24 protein-coding genes and 1 pseudogene are annotated in these 21,587 nt (G+C 70.5%); 12 read left to right on the top strand and 13 right to left on the bottom strand.

Annotated features, from left to right (window positions below; translation table 11 throughout):
* Positions 1-74: 74 nt before the first annotated feature.
* From IE307_RS39370 to IE307_RS39395, 6 genes are all read right to left on the bottom strand, one after another.
* The gene (locus IE307_RS39370) at positions 75-1,364 is read right to left on the bottom strand and encodes a DUF58 domain-containing protein (RefSeq protein WP_191304571.1); all 1,290 of its coding nucleotides are present in this window, start codon (positions 1,362-1,364) and stop codon (positions 75-77) included.
* A gap of 1 nt (position 1,365) precedes the next feature.
* On the bottom strand, positions 1,366-2,328 hold the full coding sequence (locus IE307_RS39375; RefSeq protein WP_191304572.1) for an AAA family ATPase: 963 nt from the start codon (positions 2,326-2,328) through the stop codon (positions 1,366-1,368).
* Positions 2,325-3,356, bottom strand: coding sequence for a DUF4350 domain-containing protein (locus tag IE307_RS39380; RefSeq protein WP_191304573.1), 1,032 nt, complete (start codon positions 3,354-3,356; stop codon positions 2,325-2,327). Before IE307_RS39380 ends, IE307_RS39375 begins: the two co-directional genes overlap by 4 nt.
* Positions 3,353-3,952 (bottom strand): DUF4129 domain-containing protein, encoded by a 600-nt coding sequence (locus IE307_RS39385; RefSeq protein ID WP_191304574.1) that lies wholly within the window; start codon positions 3,950-3,952, stop codon positions 3,353-3,355. Before IE307_RS39385 ends, IE307_RS39380 begins: the two co-directional genes overlap by 4 nt.
* Positions 3,939-4,949, bottom strand: a complete 1,011-nt coding sequence (locus IE307_RS39390) for a DUF7847 domain-containing protein (protein WP_229905519.1) — start codon at positions 4,947-4,949, stop codon at positions 3,939-3,941. Before IE307_RS39390 ends, IE307_RS39385 begins: the two co-directional genes overlap by 14 nt.
* 70 nt (positions 4,950-5,019) lie before the next feature.
* A complete protein-coding gene (locus tag IE307_RS39395; RefSeq protein ID WP_229905520.1) occupies positions 5,020-5,598 on the bottom strand; it encodes a uridine kinase family protein in 579 nt (192 codons plus the stop codon).
* Positions 5,599-5,635: 37 nt separating this feature from the next.
* On the opposite strand from IE307_RS39395, the gene IE307_RS39400 reads away from it, so the two are divergent.
* From IE307_RS39400 to IE307_RS39410, 3 genes are read left to right on the top strand one after another with little or no spacing between them, the layout of a single operon-like run.
* Complete coding sequence (locus IE307_RS39400; protein WP_191304576.1) at positions 5,636-6,985, top strand: replication-associated recombination protein A; 1,350 nt, start codon at positions 5,636-5,638, stop codon at positions 6,983-6,985.
* 30 nt (positions 6,986-7,015) lie between these two features.
* On the top strand, positions 7,016-7,402 hold the full coding sequence (locus tag IE307_RS39405) for a RidA family protein (protein WP_191304577.1): 387 nt from the start codon (positions 7,016-7,018) through the stop codon (positions 7,400-7,402).
* Positions 7,403-7,421: 19 nt separating this feature from the next.
* The gene (locus tag IE307_RS39410; RefSeq protein WP_191304578.1) at positions 7,422-8,057 is read left to right on the top strand and encodes a maleylpyruvate isomerase N-terminal domain-containing protein; all 636 of its coding nucleotides are present in this window, start codon (positions 7,422-7,424) and stop codon (positions 8,055-8,057) included.
* Here IE307_RS39410 and IE307_RS39415 read toward each other — a convergent pair.
* On the bottom strand, positions 8,054-8,632 hold the full coding sequence (locus IE307_RS39415) for a GNAT family N-acetyltransferase (RefSeq protein ID WP_191304579.1): 579 nt from the start codon (positions 8,630-8,632) through the stop codon (positions 8,054-8,056). The genes IE307_RS39410 and IE307_RS39415 overlap by 4 nt on opposite strands.
* Positions 8,633-8,762: 130 nt before the next feature.
* Here IE307_RS39415 and IE307_RS39420 point away from each other — a divergent pair, with 130 nt between their 5' ends.
* From IE307_RS39420 to IE307_RS39455, 8 genes are all read left to right on the top strand, one after another.
* Complete coding sequence (locus IE307_RS39420) at positions 8,763-9,257, top strand: DinB family protein (protein WP_191304580.1); 495 nt, start codon at positions 8,763-8,765, stop codon at positions 9,255-9,257.
* Positions 9,258-9,350: 93 nt separating this feature from the next.
* Positions 9,351-9,743, top strand: a complete 393-nt coding sequence (locus IE307_RS39425; protein WP_191304581.1) for a DUF948 domain-containing protein — start codon at positions 9,351-9,353, stop codon at positions 9,741-9,743.
* Positions 9,740-10,027, top strand: a complete 288-nt coding sequence (locus IE307_RS39430) for a hypothetical protein (RefSeq protein WP_191304582.1) — start codon at positions 9,740-9,742, stop codon at positions 10,025-10,027. Before IE307_RS39425 ends, IE307_RS39430 begins: the two co-directional genes overlap by 4 nt.
* A 38-nt stretch (positions 10,028-10,065) precedes the next feature.
* Positions 10,066-12,735, top strand: a complete 2,670-nt coding sequence (gene alaS, locus IE307_RS39435; RefSeq protein WP_191304583.1) for an alanine--tRNA ligase — start codon at positions 10,066-10,068, stop codon at positions 12,733-12,735.
* Positions 12,722-13,210: a Holliday junction resolvase RuvX gene (gene ruvX, locus IE307_RS39440; RefSeq protein WP_191304584.1), complete on the top strand. Its 489-nt coding sequence runs from the start codon at positions 12,722-12,724 to the stop codon at positions 13,208-13,210. Before alaS ends, ruvX begins: the two co-directional genes overlap by 14 nt.
* Positions 13,207-14,439 carry an endolytic transglycosylase MltG gene (gene mltG / locus IE307_RS39445; protein WP_191304585.1) on the top strand — a complete coding sequence of 411 codons (1,233 nt, stop codon included), beginning with the start codon at positions 13,207-13,209 and terminating at the stop codon, positions 14,437-14,439. Before ruvX ends, mltG begins: the two co-directional genes overlap by 4 nt.
* Positions 14,439-15,254 carry a shikimate dehydrogenase gene (locus IE307_RS39450; RefSeq protein ID WP_229905521.1) on the top strand — a complete coding sequence of 272 codons (816 nt, stop codon included), beginning with the start codon at positions 14,439-14,441 and terminating at the stop codon, positions 15,252-15,254. Before mltG ends, IE307_RS39450 begins: the two co-directional genes overlap by 1 nt.
* 230 nt (positions 15,255-15,484) lie before the next feature.
* A complete protein-coding gene (locus tag IE307_RS39455) occupies positions 15,485-15,985 on the top strand; it encodes a DUF6985 domain-containing protein (protein ID WP_191304586.1) in 501 nt (166 codons plus the stop codon).
* On the opposite strand, the gene IE307_RS39460 is transcribed toward IE307_RS39455, so the two are convergent.
* The 3 genes from IE307_RS39460 to IE307_RS39470 are packed head-to-tail and all read right to left on the bottom strand — an operon-like array spanning position 15,982 to position 18,391.
* Positions 15,982-16,377, bottom strand: a complete 396-nt coding sequence (locus IE307_RS39460; RefSeq protein WP_191304587.1) for a hypothetical protein — start codon at positions 16,375-16,377, stop codon at positions 15,982-15,984. The genes IE307_RS39455 and IE307_RS39460 overlap by 4 nt on opposite strands.
* A complete protein-coding gene (locus tag IE307_RS39465) occupies positions 16,374-17,720 on the bottom strand; it encodes an ATP-binding protein (RefSeq protein WP_191304588.1) in 1,347 nt (448 codons plus the stop codon). Before IE307_RS39465 ends, IE307_RS39460 begins: the two co-directional genes overlap by 4 nt.
* On the bottom strand, positions 17,717-18,391 hold the full coding sequence (locus tag IE307_RS39470) for a response regulator (RefSeq protein WP_191304589.1): 675 nt from the start codon (positions 18,389-18,391) through the stop codon (positions 17,717-17,719). Before IE307_RS39470 ends, IE307_RS39465 begins: the two co-directional genes overlap by 4 nt.
* A 261-nt stretch (positions 18,392-18,652) precedes the next feature.
* Between IE307_RS39470 and IE307_RS47145 the strand changes: the two are divergent.
* A pseudogene (locus tag IE307_RS47145) lies at positions 18,653-18,985 on the top strand (phosphatase PAP2 family protein); the annotation flags it as partial.
* A gap of 198 nt (positions 18,986-19,183) precedes the next feature.
* On the opposite strand, the gene IE307_RS39475 reads toward IE307_RS47145, so the two are convergent.
* From IE307_RS39475 to IE307_RS39485, 3 genes are read right to left on the bottom strand one after another with little or no spacing between them, the layout of a single operon-like run.
* Positions 19,184-19,450 (bottom strand): HPr family phosphocarrier protein, encoded by a 267-nt coding sequence (locus tag IE307_RS39475; RefSeq protein WP_191304629.1) that lies wholly within the window; start codon positions 19,448-19,450, stop codon positions 19,184-19,186.
* A gap of 30 nt (positions 19,451-19,480) precedes the next feature.
* A complete protein-coding gene (locus IE307_RS39480; RefSeq protein WP_191304590.1) occupies positions 19,481-20,761 on the bottom strand; it encodes a PTS transporter subunit EIIC in 1,281 nt (426 codons plus the stop codon).
* Entirely contained in the window at positions 20,758-21,513 is a 756-nt protein-coding gene (locus IE307_RS39485) for a GntR family transcriptional regulator (protein ID WP_191304591.1), read from the bottom strand. The genes IE307_RS39480 and IE307_RS39485 overlap by 4 nt, the downstream gene beginning before the upstream one ends.
* Between the last annotated feature and the right edge of the window lie 74 nt (positions 21,514-21,587).

Below are 21,587 nucleotides of genomic sequence, written 5' to 3' on the forward strand. Positions count from 1 at the left end.
ATGTGGGCCATCCGGCCGTGCCGCCGGGGGCCGCCTAGGGCCCGGCTGTCGCGGATCAGACTTCGACGCAGGCCCTAAAGCTTGCCCGCGGCCTTCAGCGAGAGATAGCGGTCCGCGAGAGCGCGTGGCAGGTCATCGGGCAGTGCGTCCACGACGTCGACACCGTGCCGTGCGAGCAACGCGGTGAGACGGCGTCGCTCGGCCAGAGTGCGTTCCGCGGCGGCGGCCGAGTAGACCGCTTCCAGGTCACCACGCCCGGCGGCCATGGCGTGCACGGCCGGGTCCGCCACCGAGGCGATCAGCAGGTGGTGCCGCGAGGCCAGCGCCGGCAGCAGCGGCAGCAGACCGTGCTCGACCGACGGTTCCAGCGACGTCAGCAGCACGACCAGCGAACGCCGGCCGGAGCGGCGCAGGACCTCGGCGACGGCGGCGCGGGCGTCGAACTCGACCAGTTCGGCTTCCAGCGGTGCCATGGCCTGCACCAGGACCGGCAGCGTGGCCCTCGGCACCGAGGCGCGCACCTTGTGGCTGAACGCCAGGAAGTCGACCTGGTCACGCGCCTGCGATGCCAAGGCGGACAACAACAACGCGGCGTCCATCGACGTGTCGAGGCGCGGCAGGCCACCCAGCGCGCCGTCCACGCGGGCCGCCGAGGTGCGGGCGGTGTCGACCACGATCGTCACCTGGCGGTCGCGCTCCGGCCGCCAGGTGCGCACCACGACGTCGGACGAACGAGCCGAGGCACGCCAGTCGATGGACCGCACGTCGTCACCGATGACGTACGCGCGCAGCGAGTCGAACTCCGTGCCCGCACCACGGATCAACGACGCACGGCGTCCATCGAGTTCGCGCAGGCGTTCCAGCAGGGGTGGAAGGTGACGGCGGCTGTGGAACGGCGGCAACGCGCGCACGGTCCACGGCACGACGTGCGAACCCTGCCGTGCCGCAACGCCCAACGGACCGTAGGAACGCACGGTCACACGATCAGAAACACGATCACCGCGCCGCACGGGCCGTAGCTCGAAGGACAACACACGCGAGCCACCAGCAGGCACGTCCACCGCGACCCGGTCGTCCACGACACCGGCAGAAGGCGCCCATCCGTCCCGAAGGACGCCACGCAACCGACGCCCGGGGTTGTGCACCGTCAGCTGCACCGCGCAAGGCTCGCCCGTGCGCACAGAGATCGCTCCCGCGCGCGAGAACGTCAACCGCCGGACACCCGCGGCCAACGACAAGTCGACCGCGACACACGCCAGCAGCACGGCGAACACGACGAGGATCCCCTGCCACGACGGCAGAACAAGCCCGACGACGAGAACCCCTACGAGCGCGAGCAGGCCCGCGCGACCCGTGAGCGCCACGTCAGCGCGGCACCTGAACAGCGCCGAGCACGCCGTCCAGCACGCCGTCCGCCGTCACGCCCTCCAGTTCGGCCTCCGGCCGCAGCTCCAGCCGGTGCCGCAACGCGGGCCGTGCGAGCGCCTTCACGTCGTCCGGCGTCACGTAGTCACGGCCCGAGAGCCACGCCCACGCGCGTGCGGCAGCCAGCAGAGCCGTTGCGCCACGCGGAGAAACGCCCAGACGCACGGCGGGGGACTGACGAGTCGCACGGCACACGTCGACCACATAAGCGATCACCTCGGGCGCCACGGTCAACGCGCGCACAGCCGCCGAACCCGCCTCCAGGTGAGCCGCACTCGCGACGGCGTTCAACGAGGAGAGGTCACGCGGGTCGAACCCGGACGCGTGCCGGGTCAGCACGTCGATCTCGTGCTCCCGCGCCGGGATCGGCATCGTCACCTTCAGCAGGAACCGGTCGAGCTGCGCCTCGGGCAACGGGTAGGTGCCCTCGTACTCGACCGGGTTCTGCGTCGCCACCACGATGAACGGCGACGGCAGCGGCCGCGTCTTGCCGTCGGCGGAGACCTGCCGTTCCTCCATGGCCTCCAGCAACGCGGACTGCGTCTTCGGCGGCGTCCGGTTGATCTCGTCGGCCAGCAGCAGGTTCGTGAACACCGGGCCCTCGCGGAACGAGAACGCGGCGTTGTGCGAGTCGTAGACCAGCGACCCCGTCAGGTCGCCGGGCATCAGGTCCGGCGTGAACTGCACACGCGTCGTCGACAGGTCCAACGCGCGCGCGAGAGCACGCACCAGCAACGTCTTCGCGACGCCCGGAACACCCTCCAACAGCACGTGTCCCTTGCACAGCAACGCGAGGATCAGCGACGTCACGGCGGCGTCGTTGCCCACCACGGCTTTGCCGATCTCCGCGCGCAACGCCACGAGCGCCGTGCGGGCTTCCTCGGTGGTGACCACTGCCGTCATCCCTTGCGCACCTCGTTCTCCACAGCGTCCAGTTCAGCAGCCAGCGCGACGAGCCCCCGGTCGTCCACCGGCCCGGTGTCGTAGAGCAGCGACCGCACCGCGGCGGCGGGTCGCGAAGTCCTGCGGGCGATCTCCTCGGACGGGTCCTCGCCCGGCGGCACCCCGAGCAGCGGCGCCAGCCGGTCACGGGTCGCCTGGCGCAGCACGGAGGCGGCGTGCGAGGCGGCGTGCGACCGGCGGTACAGCCGCGCCCTGCCCTCCACGGTCTCGGCGGCGCGCACCACGACCGGGAGCGGTTCGGGCACCACCCGGCCGAGCCGGCGCGCCCGCCACAGCGCGATCAGCACGACCGCGATCCCGAGTTGCAGGGCGGCGAACTTCCAGCCGTCCGGGACCAGGTCGGTCAGCGACTTCTGCTGCGACCGGTCCGCCGCCGACGGCACGTACCAGACCAGCCGTTCGTGCTGACCCAGCAACGACAGCGCGAGCGCCGCGTTGCCCTCGGAGTCGATGTCGCGGTTGGTGAAGATGCCGCCGTACCCGATCGTCGTCACGGTGCCTGTGCGCACCAACGTCGAGTCGTAGCACCGGAGTTCGCCCTCGTAGACGAACCCGCCCATGGTCGCCGCACCGGCCCTGTCCGCCAGCGGGCACCCCGGCTGACGGGTCTCGGGCTCCAGCCGCGCCACCCCGGTGGCCGGCGCGAGCAGCACGGTCGCGGAGGCGCGGCGGCTCAGGTCCGCGAGGCGTTCCGGGTCGATCAGGTTCGGTTGCGGCACGAACAGCGTCGCACCGTCCACAGAGGACGCATTGTCGGTGAGCTCGACCCGCACACCGTTCTGTTCCAGCAGGTCGGCGACCGCGTGGCTGCCCTCCGGCCGGAACGACCGGGGGTCGAGCGCGCCGCCCTCGCCGCTGCCGCGCAGCAACGCGATCACGACCGCCGCGAGGAGGATGACCGCACCGATCAGCACGGGGCCGCGCGCGGCCGTCCAGATCCGCCGGGCGTCGGGGGAGACCGCCGTCATCCGCGCACCTTGCCGTCCACGGACACCAGCTGCTGGTACCCCTCGGCGGTCGCGGGCCTGCCGCCGTACCAGACGTCGTCGAACTGCACGGCGGCTCCGCGCAGGTCGTCGGCGAGCACCGGAAGTGCGGTGCCCGCCTCGAAAGCGACCTCGTCCACGGTGCGCCCGGCCCGTGCGTCGAGCACGCCGCGGTGTTCCAGTTCCCGTACCACCGCGCGGAAGCGTTCCCGCACGGCCTCGGCGAAATCGCCCGCCGCCGCGGCCCTCTCGGCGGCGGCGCGGTGCTCCGCGGCGGTCAGGACGGTGGTGCCGAACACCTTGCCGCCCGACCGCAGCACGCGGCCGGTGCGCCCGGCGCGGAGCCTGAAGACGATGACGGCCAGCACCACCACGGCCACGGCGATCGTGAGCGCGGTGATGCCGCTCATGCCACCCGCCCCGGCGAACAGCTCGCCGAGGCGGGTCAGCACCCAGTCGATGGCGCGTTCCAGCGGGTTCGGGTCGTCGGAGACGTACGCCGGGTCGCTGAGCTCCCGGACGGCCGCCTCCCTCGCCTCGTCGCGGCCGAGATCTACCGGTACGTCAGAGGCCGCCATGCCCTGCGGCCCGCTGGAGTTCGATGTCCATGCCCTCGGAGCGCATGCGGCGGTCGACGTAGAGCAGCACGGTGACCGCGGAGCTGAACGGCAGCGTGATCGTCGAGGCGATGATCGCGCCGATCGTCGACAGGACCAGCGAGCCCACGCTCAGCGCCGCCGTCGGGTCGTCGGAGAAGCCGGTCGTCGCGGCGCCCAGCAGACCGAACGGGAGGCTGATGATCCAGCTGATCACCCAGCCGATCACGACGGTGAGCAGCAGGATGCCGAACGTGCGCCACCAGGCGCCGTCCACGAGCTTCTTCGAGCGGCCGAACGCGGCCGTGACGCCGCAGCGCTCCAGCACGAGCGCGGGCGTGACCAGGGCGAACAGCACCCACAGCCAGACACCGGGCACGACGCAGAGGATCAGGCCGACGGTGATCACGAGGCCGGAGAGCAGCGTCGCGCCGAGCAGCGGGAGCAGCCGCGGCTTGAACTCCTCCCACGCCTGCTGGAACGTCACCGGCTTGCCGAGCACGGCGTGACCCACGATGACGGTGATGAAGCCCGACAGGAAGACGGTGCCGATCAACAGCAGCAGGATGCTCAGGAACGCACCGGTGAAGATCCCGGTGAGGGTGCTCGCGAGCTGGTCCATCGCCTGTTCCTGCGTGACCGTGTTCGGGTCGAGCGTCGCGACCCTGGTGAGGTCGTCGAGGAACGGCAGCTGCGCCAGCAGGCCGACGATCTGCGTGACGGCCGCGACGATCGCGGCCGCGCCGATGATCAGCTTCGGGTAGCGGCGCATCGTCGTGATGGCGCCGTCGACGATCTCGCCGACCGCGAGCGGGCGCAGCGGGATCACACCGGGCTTGATCGTCGGGCCGGCTCCGGGCGGCGGCGGTGCGTTGTAGCCGTACTGCTGCCCCGGCTGCTGGCCGTACTGCGGCTGGCCGGGCTGCTGCGGCTGGTTCTGAGGCTGGTCGGGTGACGACCAGCCGGGCGTTTCGGACATCTCGGCTACCCCCGGTCGTGGTGTGAGCGGCATCTTGCCAGATCAGGCCCACAGCCACTCGGCAACACGATCACGAAACGAGCTCGGTCCGCGCCTTGGACGGTGTCGTGCGCCGCATACCGGCGCTCACGCACCTCTTGACCACCTGAGGCTGCTCGCGCATCAACCGCAGACCGCGCCTGACCAGCGTCGGGACCGGCTTGCGGGCCTCGGCGACGTCCCGGGCGAACCGGCGCACGAACGTGACGGGCGGGCTCGGCGCGAGCACGATCGCGTCCCTGAGCACCCCGGCCTCCCGGGCGCCCCGGACCAGCAGGTCCGCGAACAGGCCCTCCGCGATGAACGCGGGCGCGTCGCCGAGCTCGATCGTCTGGGTGCCGACCGCGCGGTCCTCGCTGATGGAGTAGACCGGCGCCTCCACCTTGCCGGTCTCCGACAGTTCGATGACCGCTTGCAACGCCTTGTCGGCGTTCCACGAGCCGATGTCGTCCCAGTCGGCCCTGCCGTGCTCGTCGCGGGGCAGCAGCGGGTCGTCGCCGTCGCGGTAGAAGTCGTCCAGGCGCAGGACCGGCCAGCCGAGGTGGGCGGCGAGTGTCGACTTGCCTGAGCCGGAGGGTCCGGCGAGCAGCACGGCACGAGGGATGGGCACGGAACGCGATCCTCGCACATGACTTAGGCTCGAACGCATGAGCGAAGGTCTGTTCGACGAGGGCCTCTTCGGCGCGACCGACGAGGAGAAGGCCGAGCGCATCGCGGCCAACGCCCCGCTGGCCGTGCGGATGCGTCCGGCCGCGCTGGACGAGGTCGTCGGCCAGGACCACCTGCTCGGGCCGGGCGCGCCGCTGCGCCGCCTGGTCGAGGGCGCCACCCCGGCGTCCGTGATGCTCTACGGCCCTCCCGGCACCGGCAAGACGACCCTCGCGACGCTGGTGTCCAAGGCGACCGGCCGCCGGTTCGTCGCCCTGAGCGCGTTGTCGGCCGGCGTGAAGGAGGTGCGGGCCGTCATCGACGAGGCCCGGCGCCGCCTGGTCCGGTCCGGCGAGTCGACCGTGCTGTTCATCGACGAGGTGCACCGGTTCTCCAAGACGCAGCAGGACGCGCTGCTGGGCGCTGTGGAGGACAGGATCGTGCTGCTCGTCGCGGCCACCACGGAGAACCCGTTCTTCTCGGTCGTGTCGCCCTTGCTGTCGCGTTCTCTCGTGCTGCAGCTCAAGTCGCTGACCGACGACGGCGTGCGGTCGGTGATCCGGCGCGCGGTGTCCGACGAACGCGGCCTGGGCGGGTCCGTCGTGCTGGAGCCCGACGCGGAGGACCACCTGATCCGCCTGGCCGGCGGTGACGCCCGCCGGTCGCTGACGGCCCTGGAGGCGGCGGCGGACTCGGCGGTGGCGTCGAACGACGGCGTGATCACGCTGACGCTGCTGGAGTCCACTGTGGACAAGGCGGCGGTGCGCTACGACCGCGACGGCGACCAGCACTACGACGTGACGTCGGCGTTCATCAAGTCGATCCGCGGCTCCGACGTCGACGCGGCACTGCACTACCTCGCGCGGATGATCGAGGCGGGCGAGGACCCGCGCTTCATCGCGCGGCGCCTGGTGATCCACGCCAGCGAGGACGTGGGCATGGCCGACCCGACGGCGCTGCAGACGTGCGTGGCGGCGGCTCAGGCCGTGCAGCTCATCGGCCTGCCCGAGTGCGCGCTGAACCTCGCGCAGGCCACGATCCACCTCGCCACCGCGCCGAAGTCGAACGCCGTCACCACCGCGATCTACGGCGCCATCGAGGACGTGCGCAAGGGCGCCATCGGTTCCGTGCCCGCGCATCTGCGCGATGGCCACTACGCGGGTGCGGCGAAACTGGGCAACGCGCAGGGCTACCGGTACCCGCACGACGTGCCGGAGGGCGTGCTCACGCAGCAGTACGCACCGGACGACCTGGTGGGCCGCGACTACTACGAGCCGACCGGGCGCGGCGGCGAACGCGCCCTCGCGGAACGGTTGCCGCGCCTGCGCCGGGTGATCCGGGGCGAGTAATTCGCTTGGCCGTCCGCGCATGATCGAGGCATGGAACTCGTGCCGCACGACCCGGCTGACGGCGTCTACGCGACGGGTGGCGACTGGGTGCACGCCATGGAGGTCCGTGGCGCGCAACGGTTCTTGTTCGTCTCGGGCACCATGGGCCTCGACCCGCGGGGGAACCCCGGGGCCGGCCTGGCCGAGCAGCTCGACCTGATCTGGTCCAACCTCCGCGCGATCCTCGCGTCGGCGGGGATGACCGTCGACAGCGTCGTCCGGCTCACCAGCTACCTGCGCGACCCGTCCTGCGCCGAGGCCAACGCGGCCGCGCGGGTGGCCGCGCTGGGCGGCAGGGCGGTGCCGACGACGGCGATCGTCGCCACCACGCTGGTCAGCGACTGGCTGGTGGAAATCGAGGTGATCGCCGCCGGGTGAACTCGGTAGCTTCGGCGAGGTGACGATCAGAGAAGACTTCCTGACCACCGCCCGGATCGCCCTGGACCTCCTGCGCCACGAGCAGGTCGGTCTGCACTGGGACCGGCCGAGCGCCCTGCCGGAGTTCGGGGTCAGCGGCCTCGCCGGCCACCTGGCCTACCAGGCGCTGCCACTGCCGTCGATGATCTCCGCGCCCGCGGGCGACGAACCGGTCGTGACGTTGATGGAGCACTACGAGCGCGCGAAGTGGACGGACCTGGACGTCGGCTCCGAGTTCCACACCCGCATCCGCGCCGGCGGCGAGAAGCTGGCGGCCGAGGGGCGGGACGACCTGTGCGCGCGGTTCGAGCAGGTGCTCGGGGAACTCGAGAAGTCGTTGCCCGGCGTGGAGGACCGGGGCGTGCGCATGCCGCACTGGGGCCCGTGGGCCGTGCCGCTGGACGAGTACCTCGTCAGCCGGCTGATGGAGTTCGTCGTGCACTCCGACGACCTCGCGGTGAGCGTCGGCGTGGAGACGCCCGAGTTCCCGCGCCGGGTCAACGAGACGGTCGTCGACCTGCTGACCCGCATGGCGCTCAACAAGCACCGCGCGGTCGACCTGGTGCGCGCGCTCAGCCGCAAGGAACGCGCACCGCAGGACATCACCGCGTTCTAGCGCTTGCACACCATCAGCAGCGCGACCCTGCCCGGCAGCATGATCTCGTCCGCGGCCACGAACCCGCCGGCCTCGAACGACCGGATGGCGCGGGTGTTGCGCACGTCCGGTTCCAGCACGATCCGCGTGCAGTGCGGGTCGGCCTCGAACAGCGCGTCGGTGAGCCGGGGGAGCAGCGCCCGCACGAGACCGCGGTCGGTCATCGCCAGCTCGCCGACCGCGAGGTTGAGCCCGAGGTCGTGCGGCCGGGCCCGGTAGCAGCCGGCGACGGCGTGCCGGGCCGCGCGGTAGACCTCGGCGTAGATCACCGGGCGGCCGTGCCAGCTGATCAGCAACGGCCGGACGTCGTCGCCGCCCAGGTGCGCCTGGAGCTCCTGCTCCCAGCGGGGCAGCGTCCAGGCCTGCCGCCAGAACGCCGCCACGTGCGGCGCGGAGTTCCAGCGGTGGACGAGGTGCAGGTCGTAGCCGTCCGAACGCGCGACGCGGACGTCCCACGGCGTCGACAGCTCCGGGACCGGAGGCGCGCCCGCCATGATCTGCGGCCGGTAGGAGTCCAGGTGCGACACCGGCTTCACGAGGCCTCCTGCAGTGCTTAGGGTTGCCTTACTCCATGCCGCAGGGCCGCCGATGTCAAGCCCTGTGTGACGGGTATTTCACAGCCTGTGACGGCCGTGCGTCAATGAGCTGTCCCGTACGTTTCCCGCCATGCAGGAAACGCAGCGCGAACCCGTCCCCAGGGTCGACACCGGTGAACTCGCCGTCGCCCACGAGTTCCTCGAGTTCCAGCGCCACTGCGTGCTCAAGAAGGCCGGAGGGCTCACCGAGGAGCAGCTGCGCGAGGTGCTGGTCCCCAGCGGCACCTCGATCCTCGGACTGGTCGCGCACCTCGCCGGGGTCGAGCGCTTCTGGTTCACCCACGTGGTCGGCGGCGGCGAGGAGCCGGCGGAGGACGCCCTCGACATGGCCGTGCCGCGCGACCGCCCCGCGACCGAGGTGGTCGAGGACTACCGCGCCGCGATCGCGGAGAGCAACGAGGTCATCGGGGCCGCGGCCGGACCCGAGGCGCTCACGGTGGTTCCGGTCGACGGCGTGCCGAAGTCCCTGCGGTGGGTCCTCGCGCACATGACCGCCGAGACCGCCCGTCACGCGGGCCATGCCGACATCTTGCGCGAGCAGATCGACGGCGCGACGGGTCGTTGAAGATCAACGGATGATGCCCCTCATGTGGGTGTCGGACCCACCCGGTAACCTCACTCGCATCCAAGCCCGAACGCCTGTTCACCAGGAGGATCTGTGTCGCCAGGGTGGCTCGCCGCCGGTGCCTTCGTGCTGCTCGTGCTGCTGCTGGCGATCCCGGCCTTCAAGGCCGCGCGCTTCTTCGACGAGGCGACGATCGCGATGCGCAAGGCCCACGAGAACACGGACCCGTTGTTCACCGAGGCCAACACGACGCTCACGCACGTGAACACCCAGCTCGAGCGCGTCGACGGCATCACCGCCAACGCGCGCGCCGTCACGGGCAACGTCTCCGCGCTCACCAGCCTGTTCACCGCCACGCTGGGCGGTCCGCTGGTCAAGGCCGCCGCGCTGTCCTACGGCGTGAGCAAGGCCGTCAAGGCCCGCCGCAAGGCGGCCGAGCAGCCCAACAAGCACACCAAGCGCCGCCCGAAGCGGGGTTCGCGATGAGCCGCCTCTTCTGGTTCGGCCTGGGTGCCGCCGCCGGGCTCTTCGCCGCGAAGAAGGCCGCCGAGGTGACTAAGCAGGCGACTCCCGCGGGCATCGGCGCTAACGTGGGTGAAGGCCTGCGCGAGCTCGCGGGCGCCATCGGTTCCTTCGGGGCCGAGGTGCGCGCGGGCATGAGCGAGCGGGAACAGGAGTTGCAGGAGACCGTGGAACGTCAGACGGGCTTCACGCCGGGGCGTCGAGCGCCCAGGGCGAACGGAAAGCACGAGCCCCGTTCGCCTCGTTGACGCGCCCTGACAACTTCTGAAAGACCAAGGAACTTCCCGTGCAGACCCACGAGATCATCAAGCGTTTCCGCGAGCACTTCGAAAAGGCCGGGCACAAGTACATCCCCAGCGCCTCGCTGCTGCTCGACGACCCCAACCTGCTGTTCGTCAACGCCGGCATGGTGCCGTTCAAGCCGTACTTCCTCGGCGAGGCCCCGCCGCCCGCCCCGCGGATGACGAGCATCCAGAAGTGCGTGCGCACGCCGGACATCGACGAGGTCGGCAAGACCACGCGCCACCTCACGTTCTTCCAGATGGCCGGCAACTTCTCGCTCGGCGACTACTTCAAGGAAGACGCCATCCGCCTGGCCTGGGAGCTGATCACCAACTCCCAGGACGACGGTGGCTACGGCTTCGACCCCGAGCGCATCTGGGTCACCGTCTACGAGACCGACGACGAGGCCATCGAGCTGTGGCAGAAGGTCGCCGGCATGCCGCTCGAGCGCATCCAGCGCCGCGGCGTCGAGGACAACTTCTGGTCGATGGGCGTCCCCGGCCCGTGCGGCCCGTGCTCGGAGATCTACTACGACCGCGGCCCCGAGTACGGCAAAGAGGGCGGCCCGGTCGTCGACGAGGACAGGTACCTGGAGATCTGGAACCTCGTCTTCATGCAGAACATCCGCGGCGAGGGTGGTGCCAAGAAGGACTACCCGGTCATCGGTGAGCTGCCGTCGAAGAACATCGACACCGGCATGGGCGTCGAGCGCGTCGCCTACCTGCTGCAGGGCGTCGACAACGTCTACGAGACCGACCTGGTCCGCGCCGTCATCAACAAGGCCGAGGAGCTCTCCGGCCGCAAGTACGGCACCAACGAGGTCGACGACGTCCGCTTCCGCGTCATCGCCGACCACGCCCGCAGCGGTGTGCTGCTCGTGGGCGACGGCGTCACGCCCGGCAACGAGGCCCGCGGCTACGTGCTGCGCCGCCTGCTGCGCCGCATCGTGCGCTCCTCGCGCCTGCTCGGCGTGAACGAGCCGGTGCTGCAGATCTTCGCCGAGGTCGTCCGCGACTCGATGGGCGAGGCCTACCCCGAGCTGGTCAGCGGGTTCGCCCGCATCCAGCAGGTGCTCAAGGCCGAGGAGGACACGTTCCTGCGCACGCTCGACGCCGGTTCCCGGATCTTCGAGGGCGCCGCCGCCGAGGTGAAGTCCGACGGGCGCGCCACGCTGCCCGGTGACAAGGCCTTCCAGCTGCACGACACGTACGGCTTCCCGATCGACCTGACGCTGGAGATGGCCTCCGAGGCCGGGCTGACGGTCGACGAGGACGGTTTCCGCAAGCTGATGGCCGAGCAGCGCGCCCGCGCCAAGGCCGACGCCGCCGGCAAGAAGACCGGCCACGGCGACCAGTCGGTCTACCGCGAGCTGCTGGAGCAGGGCCCGACCGAGTTCACCGGCTACACCGAGCTCGCCTCCGAGGCCACGCTGCGCGGCATCGTGCTGAACGGCGCTCGGGTCAAGTCGGCTCGTGAGGGCGACATCGTCGAGGTCGTCCTCGACCGCACGCCGCTCTACGCCGAGTCCGGTGGCCAGGAGTCCGACGCCGGCACGATCGTCACCGGCAACGCCGAGCTCGAGGTGCTCGACGTGCAGAAGGTCGCCCGCAAGCTGTGGGTGCACCAGGTGCGCGTGAAGTCCGGCGAGGTCGCCGAGGGCGAGCACGTCGAGGCCCGCGTCGACCCCGAGTGGCGCGTCGGCGCCCGCCAGGGCCACTCGGGCACGCACGTCGTGCACGCCGCCCTGCGCCAGGTGCTCGGCCCGTCGGCCCTGCAGAGCGGTTCGTACAACAAGCCCGGCTACCTGCGCCTCGACTTCGCCTGGACCGGTGGCCTGTCCACTGAGGCCCGCAGCGAGATCGAGGAGGTCTCGAACCTCGCCGTGCGCAAGGACCTGCCGGTCAGCATCGTCTACACGGACATGGCCGGTGCCCAGGACATGGGCGCCGTCGCCCTGTTCGGCGAGACCTACGACGAGACCGTGCGCGTCATCGAGATCGGTGGCCCGTGGTCGCGCGAGCTCTGCGGTGGCACCCACGTCGAGCACTCGTCGCAGATCGGCCCGATCACCCTGCTGGGCGAGTCGTCGGTCGGTTCCGGCGTGCGCCGCCTGGAGGCCTACGTCGGCATCGAGGCCATGCGATTCCTCGCCAGGGAACGCGCCATCGTGCAGAACCTCTCCGACATGCTCAAGGTCGGCTCCGAGGGCCTGCCCGAGCGGATCGAGTCGCTCGTCGAGCGGCTGAAGTCCGCCGAGAAGGAGCTCGAGAAGGTCCGCGCCGCCGAGCTGCTCGGCAACGCCGGCGCCCTCGCCGACAAGGCCCTCGACATCCGCGGGCTGTCGCTCGTGGCCCTCGGCCTCGAAGGCGTGTCGGGCAACGACCTGCGCACCCTCGGCGGTGAGGTCCGCAACCGCCTCGGGAACAAGCCCGGTGTGGTCGCCCTGTTCTCGGTCGACGGCGACAAGGTCAGCTTCGTGGTGGCCACCACGGCCGCCGCCCGCGACCTGGGCCTGGCCGCCGGCAAGCTCGTCCCGGTGTTCGGCCCGGCCATCGCCGCCCGCGGTGGTGGCAAGCCGGACCTCGCCCAGGGCGGCGGCACGAACCCGGCCGGCGTTCCGGAGGCCGTCACGGCCCTCACGAACGAACTGGACAAGGTGCTTGAGCAGCACTGACTTCCCTGATGTCGGCGACCCGGGCCTCGGACGGAGGCTCGGCGTCGACGTCGGATCGGTTCGGGTGGGAATTTCTCTCAGCGATCCGAGTGCGTTTCTGGCGACTCCGCTGGTTACCCTGCAGCGTGACGAGAAGCGTGGCTCGGACCTCACCGAGCTCGTACGTCTCGTGGCCGAACATGACGTGGTCGAGGTCGTGGTGGGCTTACCGAAGACATTGGCAGGCAGGCACGGCCCCGCAGCTGAGGCGGCCACCGCGTACGCTGCCGCCTTGGCCGGACGCATCGCCCCCGTGCCGGTGCGGCTCAGCGACGAACGTCTGACGACGGTCGTCGTGAGCCGGGTGCTGGCGCAGCGCGGTGTGAAGGGCAAGAAGCAGCGTGCCGTGGTCGACCAGGCTGCTGCTGTCGAGATCCTGCAATCTTGGCTGGACGCACGGGCACGTTCGGTGTCCGCCCGAAAGGACGAGGCGTGAGCGGCGACGATCTCGGGTTGTTCACCGACCCCGAAGTTGATGAGCGACGCCCGGTCAGAAAGCGCGACCGTGAGCGTGACAACGCCAGGGCGAAGGCGAAGAAGCGCAAGAAGACGGTCCTGTGGCTCGTCGTCGCGCTGGTCCTCGCCGGAGGCCTGGGCGGTGCGTACTACGGCTACAAGGAGCTGCGCGGCATCGGGTCGTTCGACGACTACGCGGGCAGCGGCGAGACCGACGCCATCGTCGAGGTCCAGGACGGCGACGTGATCAGCAAGATCGCGTCCACCCTGTACGACAACGGTGTCGTCGCCTCCGCGCGCGCCTTCGTCGAGGCCGGCAAGACCGACGCCCGCGTGACGTCGATCCAGCCCGGCTTCTACCTGATGAAGACGAAGATGTCGGGCCAGAACGCCGTGGCCCGCATGATCGACCCGAAGACGCGCGTCCCCGCCGTCCAGATCGTCGGTGGCCTGAAGCTCACCGACATCCAGGCGAACGGCAAGACCGTCCCCGGCATCTACTCCCAGCTCGCCGCGGCGAGCTGCACGGAGAAGGACGGCCAGAAGGTCTGCCTGAGCGCCGACGAGATCAAGGCCGCCGCCGAGCAGACCGACCCGGTCGCCCTCGGCGTCCCGGACTGGGCGCTGGTGGACGTGAAGGCCGCCGAGCCGCAGTTCCGCCTCGAAGGCCTGATCATGCGCGGCGTGTACCAGGTCAAGCCGGGCGTGAGCGCCGTCGAGCTGCTCCGCAGCGTCATCGTGTCCTCGGCGCAGAAGCTCCAGGGCGCCGGCATCCCCGGTGGCACGGTGAACACGGGCTTCCGCCCGTACCAGGTCCTGGTCATCGCGTCGCTGATCGAGAAGGAAGCGATCGAGCCGGACTTCAGCAAGGTCTCCCAGGTGATCTACAACCGCCTGAAGCACCTGCCGCAGACGATGCCGCTGCAGTTCGACTCGACCATCAACTACAAGAACAACCAGCCCCACATCCGCACGTCCGACGAGGACCGCGGCGCCGACGGGCCGTACAACACCTACAAGAACAAGGGGCTGACGCCGACCCCGATCGGATCACCGTCGCAGCAGGCCATCGCCGCCGCGATGAAGCCGGAGGGCGGCGAGATCCTGTACTTCGTGAAGTGCGACAAGAACGGCAACTCGTGCTTCGCGAACACGTTCGAGGAGCACGACGCGAACGACAAGAAGGCCCAGCGGGAGGGCGTCTACTAGTGGTGCGCAAGGCGGCGGTGATCGGTTCGCCGATCGAGCACTCCCTTTCTCCCGTGCTGCACAACGCCGCGTACGCCGCGCTGGGCCTCGACTGGGAGTACACCCGGCTGGAGTGCTCCGAGGCGGACGTCCCCGCACTGGTGTCGTCGCTGGGCCCGGAATGGGCCGGCCTCTCGTGCACGATGCCGACCAAACGGGCCGCGCTGGCGTTCGCGTCCGTCGTGACCCCGAGGGCCTCGGCGGTCGGGGCGGCGAACACGCTGGTGCGCAACGGTTCCGAGTGGCACGCCGACTGCACCGACGTCGACGGTGTGGTGGGGGCGTTGCGGGAGAAGGGCTTCTCCGGCGGCACGCACGGTCTGGTGGTCGGCGCCGGTGGTACGGCTACGGCCGCCCTGGCCGGGTTCGCCGTGCTCGGCATCTCCTCCGCCTCCCTCGTGGTGCGCGATCCCTCGCGTGCGGGGGAGGCCCTGGAGACCGCGTACCGGGTCGGCGTCCAGGTCGAGGTCCTCGAACTGTCCTCTGTGGACCTGGGTGTGCTGGCCGGCGCCTCGGACGTGGTGGTGTCGACGGTGCCCGCCGAGGCCACCGTGCCCCTGGCCGCCGACCTGGCCAAGGCGCCGTACGTGCTGGACGTGATCTACCACCCGTGGCCCACGCCGATGGCCGCGGCGGCGGAGGCCTCCGGGACCAGGCTCGCCACCGGACTGGACATGTTGCTGCACCAGGCTTTCGGGCAGGTGGAGCAGTTCACCGGCATGCCCGCGCCGCAGGACGTGATGCGGTCGGCGCTGGCCGCCGTAACTTTCGGCTAGATCATCCTCTGTGGAATACCGCCCGGCGCCACGCGTGTGATTGTCTGCGCGTGTCTTGTTTGGCTGCGGACGATGTGCCACTCGGCCGGAGTCAGCGCATGCCGGTGTTCTTGCGGGGCACCGGTAGGTGGGGCGCACGGGTGTGCCTGCCGGGTGGCTCCGCTTGGGCGCGTGGGCCGTCCGGTCCGGCACCACGGCCGCCAGTGCGCCCCGCCTCCTAAAATGGCCCGGTGGAGATCCCTGGGCTCGGCACCGTGACCGAGGACGAGTACGAAAGCCTGGTGAGCGCGCCGATCCCGGTTTCCGTCCTCGGTGGCGTCTCCCTTCCGTTCCACGTGGACGGTTACGCGGACGACCCGGCGCCGGAGGAGTTCCACGCGGCCGTCCGCGCTTTCCTGGCGCTGGACCGCACGGCGCTGGACGCCGCCGCGCCCGCGGTCTTCGACTACTACCGGCACATGGGCGAGATCTTCGGCGACGAGCTGGACGACTTCCCCCGCATCGCCGGGCCCGCCGAGGTCTGGGACCACGTCACGTTCGCGCGGCACGAGGTCACGGTGAGCCGCGATGGTGAGGGTGAGCCGGTCTACGTCTCGCTCGAAGCCGAGTGCGAGTGGGAGGTCGAGCACGGCCTTCAGGTCGTGTTCCGCGACGGCGCGCGCGTGACGAAGGTCGGCCCGTACGACGGTCACCTCACCAACGACGCAGACGTTCTCTACGAACGCTTCTAAGGACACAACCCGCCCTGCACCGGTGCCACGCCCGCCACCGTCGCCCGGCTCGCCAGAGCCGTGCAGTGCACCTGGAACAGCCCCCACTTGGTGTCCGGCGGCTTCACGTCCTCGGGCATCACGATCACGTCCAGCACGGCGACCGCCTTGCCCGCCGTGGCGGGCAGTTCGGTGGTCAGGCCGAGCTTCTTCTCCTCGTCGGTGAGCCCGGCCAGCAACAGGTTCATGGCGGTCGTGATGTCGACGCTGCCGGTGTACTCGCGGGTCCGGCGCACCAGGCCGTCGCCTTCGGGCTTCACGAGGAAGATGGTCAGCGAGCGCGACGAGACCGTGGGCGCCTCGGCCCCGGTGAGGACCGGTGTCGGCCGGATGCCGCAGGCAGTGAGGGTCACGAGGGCAAGCGCAAGGTGAAGACCGCGCCGCCCCAGGGCGCGTTGGCCGCCTCGATGGTGCCGCCGTGCAGGCGTGCGTTCTCCCATGCGATCGCCAATCCCAGTCCGCTGCCCTCAGAACGGGAGCGGGCCGTGTCTGCCTTGTAGAAGCGGTCGAAGAGGTGCGGGAGGGACTCGGGGGAGATGCCCGGCCCGTGGTCGGCCACCTCGATGGTCCCAGGCCGCACGGTCACGCGGACCGGCACGCCGCCGTGCTTGAGGGCGTTGCCGACGAGGTTCGCGACGATGACGTCGAGGCGGCGGCGGTCGACGCGGGCCACCACGCCCTCCGGCAGCGAGGCCTCGACGGACGTGGCCCAGCCGCGGGCCGCCAGCGTGTCGCGGACCGCCGTGCCGATGTCCCAGTCGTCCAGCTCGAGGAGGTTGCGGCCCTCGTCGAAGCGGGAGATCTCCATCAGGTCGTTCACCAGGCGGGTGAGCTTGCGGGTCTCGGCCGAGACCAGGCGTGCCGCCACAGCCGTGTCGGGTGGCAACGTGTCGGCGTCCTCGTCCAGCACGCCCGTCACGGCGTTCATCGCCGTCAGCGGGGTGCGCAGCTCGTGCGACACGTCGGCCACGAACCGGCGGGAGGCGGCCTGGGAGGCCTCCAGCTGCTCGGCGGCGCGGTTGAACGTGCGGGCCAGGTCGGCGAGCTCGTCGGAGCCGCGTTCGTCGACTCGGGTGTCCAGCCGGCCGGACCCCAGCGCGCGGGCGGCGGCTCCGAGACGGCGGACGGGGCGCAGCACGCCGCGGGCCGTGAAGAGCGCGAGGCCCAGGGCCAGGGGGAGCACGAGGCTGACGCCCACCCACGCCGCGGTCGAGAAGCTGTCGATCGCGGTCTGCGGGCCCCTCAGGTACTGCAGGGCCCACACCTCCACCCCGGTCGGCGTGCCGTCCGCGCGCAGCAACGGGATGCCGACCACGACGTACGGGTCGGTCAGGTCGGTGCGGCGCTGCCAGAGCGTCGTCCTGCTCGTCTTGAGCATCTCCCGCATCTCGGCGGGGATGAACGACGGGTCGGGCCCGTTGCGGGACCGCAGGTCCTCGTACAGCACGACCGCCGAGCCGCGCAGGTACGTGGCGAAGTCGTCCAGGTCCTGCTGCGCCGGCGGCACCGTCAGCCGGTCCGCGTAGTCGCGGACGTCGCTCACCAGCGGGTTCATGAAGCCGTCCTGCGCGTCCTCCAGCAGCAACGTGCGCGCCGTCGCGTAGGAGGCGCCCGCCGCTCCCACCGCGCCCAGCAGCGTCAGCAGCAGGAACGCGGCCATCAGCCGGGGCCGCAGGCCGCGCAGCAACGACCTCATCGCGGGCCGAAGCGGTACCCGAAGCCGCGCACAGTGTGGATGTGACCGGGGTCGGAGGGCACGTCCTCGATCTTCGCGCGCAGGCGTTGCACGCACGCGTCGACGAGCCGGGAGTCGCCGAGGTAGTCGTGCTCCCAGACGGCCTCGAGGATCTGCTGGCGGGTCAGCACCCGGCCGGGGGTGCGGGAGAGTTCGAGCAGCAGCTTCAGCTCGGTCGGGGTCAGCGCGACCTTCACGTCGTTCTTGAGCACCTGCAGCCCCGCCCGATCGATCAGCAGCGAACCGTGGCGCTCGACGGACGACGGCTCGGCGACGGTGCGCCGCAGCACAGCGCGGATGCGGGCCTCCAGCACGCGCGGTTCGACGGGCTTGACCACGTAGTCGTCCGCGCCCGCCTCCAGGCCCGCGACCACGTCGAAGTCGTCACCGCGCGCGGTGAGCATGATGATCGGCACCTCGGCGTGCGTGCGCATCCGGCGGCACGTCTCGAAGCCGTCGATGCCGGGCAGCATGATGTCGAGGACCACGATGTCGGGGCGGGACTCGCGGAGCTTCTCGACGCCCTCCTCGCCCGTTCCCGCCGCCCGGACCTCGTGCCCCTGGCGGCGCAACGCGAGCCCGAGTCCTTCCCGCACCGAGGGGTCGTCTTCCACCAGCAGGACCGTCGCCACGAGATCCATTATCGGCGGGAGACGGCACCGGCGCCCGATCTGTAGCGGAACCATGACATGGCGTGGACGTTCCCGTAGACCGGCGCACGGAGTCTCGAACGCATGGCCGGAAGCTTGCTGGGATTCCTCTTCACGTACTTCGCGCTGGTGTGGACGTCGTTCGGGCAGAAGGCGGAGAACGCCGCGTTGCCGGAGCTGTCACTGCAACGGTCGTGGGCGTCCAACGTGGACATGGCGATTCTCGTCGCCGCCGTCCTCGTGATGCTCTTCGCGCGCACGAAGTCGCTCCCGCCGCTGGTGCTGCTCGGCGGTTCGGTGCTGGGGGCGCAGGTCCTGAAGCTCTACGTGCTCGTGCGGCCGCCGTTGGACGACGACGCCGTGCTGGTGCACAACAGCTTCCCGAGTGGACACACGACCGCGGCGGTGGCGTCGGTGATCGCGGTGACCATGGCGGTGCCGAAGCGGTTCGCGCTGGTCGTGGCGGTGCCCGGGGCGCTGGGCGCGGGGGCGGTCGCGGCGGAGACGGTGTCGCTCGGCTGGCACCGGTTCAGCGACACGCTCGGCGCGGCGCTGCTGGTCTCGACGCTCGCGTTCCTGCTGCTGCGCAAGTGGACCGCGGGACTTCTCGTGCCGCCCGTGCTGGCCGTGGGCGGTGTCTGGCTGGTGGTGAGCCACCCGCAGGTCACGCCGCCGACTCTCGCCGGCGTCGTGACCGCGGGTGTGGTGCTGCACTTCGGGTGGGTCGTGAGCGGTCTCGGCCGTCGGGGTGACCAGGACCGCTCACGACCGGGATCACTCGTCGTGATCGGTGGCGATCAGTCCGGCGATGGCGTCCAGAGCGGCATCCGCTCCGTCCCCCTCGGCGGTGAGCACCACCTCGTCACCATGCATGGCGCCCAGGGTCATCAGACCCAGGACACTCGCCGCGTCAACGGCTTCGCCGCCGTCCTTGGCGATGCTGACCGTGACCGGCTGGTCCGCGGCGGCCTTCGCCAGCAGTGCGGCAGGCCGGGCGTGCAGTCCGACCTTGCTGGCCACGGTGACCCGTCGCTCGGCCATGATGGTTCCTCCCGGTAGAGCTGGTTGTGCTTACTGCTGGTCGTTGCGGGTGCGCGTCTCGCGCACCGCGGTGTCACCGGTGCTGCCGACGACGCTCTCGTCGGCCTCGGGTGCCTCGTCGTCCTCGCGACCCGGCGTCTTCAGGTTCCACTTGGTGATGACGAAGCGGAACAGGAAGTAGTAGATCGCCGCGTACACGAGTCCGAGGATGATCAGCATCCACGGCTTCTGCGCGATGTTCCAGTTCAGGATGAAGTCGATCGCACCGGCCGAGAACGAGAACCCGTCGTGGGCGCCCAGGGCGTTCGAGATCGCCAGCGAGGTACCGGTCAGCACCGCGTGGATCAGGTACAGCGGCCACGCCACGAACATGAACGCGAACTCGAGCGGCTCCGTCACACCGGTGATGAACGCGGTGAGGGCGGCGGAGCCCATGATGCCGGCGATGATCTTCTTCTGGCTGGGACGCGCGGTGTGCACGATCGCCAGGGCGGCGGCGGGCAGCGCGAACATGAAGATCGGGAAGAAACCGGTCTGGAACGTGCCGGCGGTCGGGTCGCCCGCGAGGAAGCGCGGGATGTCACCGGTCTTCTCGTTGAACTCGCCGAACTGGAACCACACGACGTTGTTGACGATGTGGTGCAGACCCAGCGGGATCAGCAGGCGGTTGACGACGCCGTAGATGAAGGCGCCGATGATCGTGCTGCCCGTGACCCACTCACCGATGGCGGTCAGGCCCGCGTCGAACCACGGGTAGACCAGGCCGAGCAGGACGCCGACGAGCACCATCACACCGGCGACGATGATCGGCACGAACCGGCGGCCACCGAAGAAGGCCAGGTACGGGGGCAGCTTGATGCGGTGGTACTTCTGCCACAGCAGCGCCGAGAGGATGCCGACGACGATGCCGCCGAGCACCCCGTAGTTGATGACCTCGGGCTTCGCGGCCGGGTCGGTCGGCTGGTCGAGGACCAGTGGCGACATGGCCTTGAAGACGTTGGTCAGCACGACGTAGCCGACGACGCCGGCGAGCGCCGTGGAACCGTCGCCACGCCGTGCGAAGCCGACGGCGATGCCGACGGCGAACAGCAGGGCGAGGTTCGCGAACAACGCGTCGCCCGCCGCACCGATCACCGAGGCGACGGCGTTCCAGCCGAGACCGTCCTTGCCCAGCAGGTCGTCTTGACCGAAGCGGAGCAGCAGGCCTGCCGCGGGCAGCACGGCGATCGGCAGCATGAGGCTGCGACCGAAGCGTTGCAACGTGGCGAGGCCCTTGATCTCACGACCACCGGTTGCGGCGTCCGTGCTCATCGGGTTCCTCCCTTGGCGGAGTTGGGTCCGGTACCCGGGACGGTCCGGTCCAGTTGCATGGTCACCTGGTAGAGATCGCCCCGGTACCAGGAGGTCACGTCTTCGCAGGGCCGCCCGTCGGAGCTGGCGACCCTCCTGAACACGAGGAGCGGGCTGCCCTTGCGGACGTCGAGCGCCTTCGCGGTCTCCGCGTCGGCGGTCTCGGCCCACACGGTCTGCCGCGCGTGGTCGAGCTGAATTCCGTACCGGGTCGCGATGATCTCGTAGATCGATCCGGTCAGGTCACATCGGTCGAGCTCGGGAAGCATGTGCGGGCTGTACCAGCCGGCCTCGAGCGCCAACGGGGCCCCGTCGGCCTTGCGCAGCCGCACGACGCGGTACGCGTACTCGTCGGCCTCCAGGCCCAGCGAGGCCTTCGCGCCGGGTGCCGCCTGGTTGCAGCTGATCACCTCGGTGCTGGGTTCGACCCCGCGCGACTTCATGTCCGAGGTGAACGAGGCCAGGAAGAGCTGCAGGTCGTAGCGCCGCTTGGCGGTGAACGTCCCACGGCCCTTGGCCCGCGTGAGCAGGCCGTCTGCGACCAGTTGGCCGACTGCGGCCCGCACGGTGATGCGAGAGACTCCGTACCGCTCGGCCAGATCGCGCTCGGACGGAATCGGTGAACCGGGTGCGAGTTCCTGTTCGGCCAGCCTCCGCAGGATCTCGCGCAGCTGCGCGTGCTTGGGCTTGGGCCCCTCCACGATCTCGTTCACTCGGTCACCTCCTCGCTAGTGGTACTTTCCGGTCTAGACCAGTTGGTGCGGGAGAATGCTCCGCGCACCGAGCG

The sequence above is a fragment of the Lentzea cavernae genome (genome assembly GCF_014653695.1).
GTDB classification, from domain to species: domain Bacteria; phylum Actinomycetota; class Actinomycetes; order Mycobacteriales; family Pseudonocardiaceae; genus Lentzea; species Lentzea cavernae.

What these genes read in the sequence shown, in the direction of transcription:
- IE307_RS39420 (WP_191304580.1), top strand. Translation starts at nt 8,763, where the DNA reads ATGCAGGAAACGCAGCGCGAACCCGTCCCCAGGGTCGACACCGGTGAA.
- IE307_RS39475 (WP_191304629.1), bottom strand. Translation starts at nt 19,450, where the DNA reads ATGGCCGAGCGACGGGTCACCGTGGCCAGCAAGGTCGGACTGCACGCC.
- IE307_RS39385 (WP_191304574.1), bottom strand. Translation starts at nt 3,952, where the DNA reads ATGGCGGCCTCTGACGTACCGGTAGATCTCGGCCGCGACGAGGCGAGG.
- IE307_RS39405 (WP_191304577.1), top strand. Translation starts at nt 7,016, where the DNA reads ATGGAACTCGTGCCGCACGACCCGGCTGACGGCGTCTACGCGACGGGT.
- IE307_RS39380 (WP_191304573.1), bottom strand. Translation starts at nt 3,356, where the DNA reads ATGACGGCGGTCTCCCCCGACGCCCGGCGGATCTGGACGGCCGCGCGC.
- IE307_RS39390 (WP_229905519.1), bottom strand. Translation starts at nt 4,949, where the DNA reads ATGTCCGAAACGCCCGGCTGGTCGTCACCCGACCAGCCTCAGAACCAG.
- IE307_RS39480 (WP_191304590.1), bottom strand. Translation starts at nt 20,761, where the DNA reads ATGAGCACGGACGCCGCAACCGGTGGTCGTGAGATCAAGGGCCTCGCC.
- IE307_RS39430 (WP_191304582.1), top strand. Translation starts at nt 9,740, where the DNA reads ATGAGCCGCCTCTTCTGGTTCGGCCTGGGTGCCGCCGCCGGGCTCTTC.
- IE307_RS39465 (WP_191304588.1), bottom strand. Translation starts at nt 17,720, where the DNA reads ATGAGGTCGTTGCTGCGCGGCCTGCGGCCCCGGCTGATGGCCGCGTTC.
- IE307_RS39375 (WP_191304572.1), bottom strand. Translation starts at nt 2,328, where the DNA reads ATGACGGCAGTGGTCACCACCGAGGAAGCCCGCACGGCGCTCGTGGCG.
- IE307_RS39400 (WP_191304576.1), top strand. Translation starts at nt 5,636, where the DNA reads ATGAGCGAAGGTCTGTTCGACGAGGGCCTCTTCGGCGCGACCGACGAG.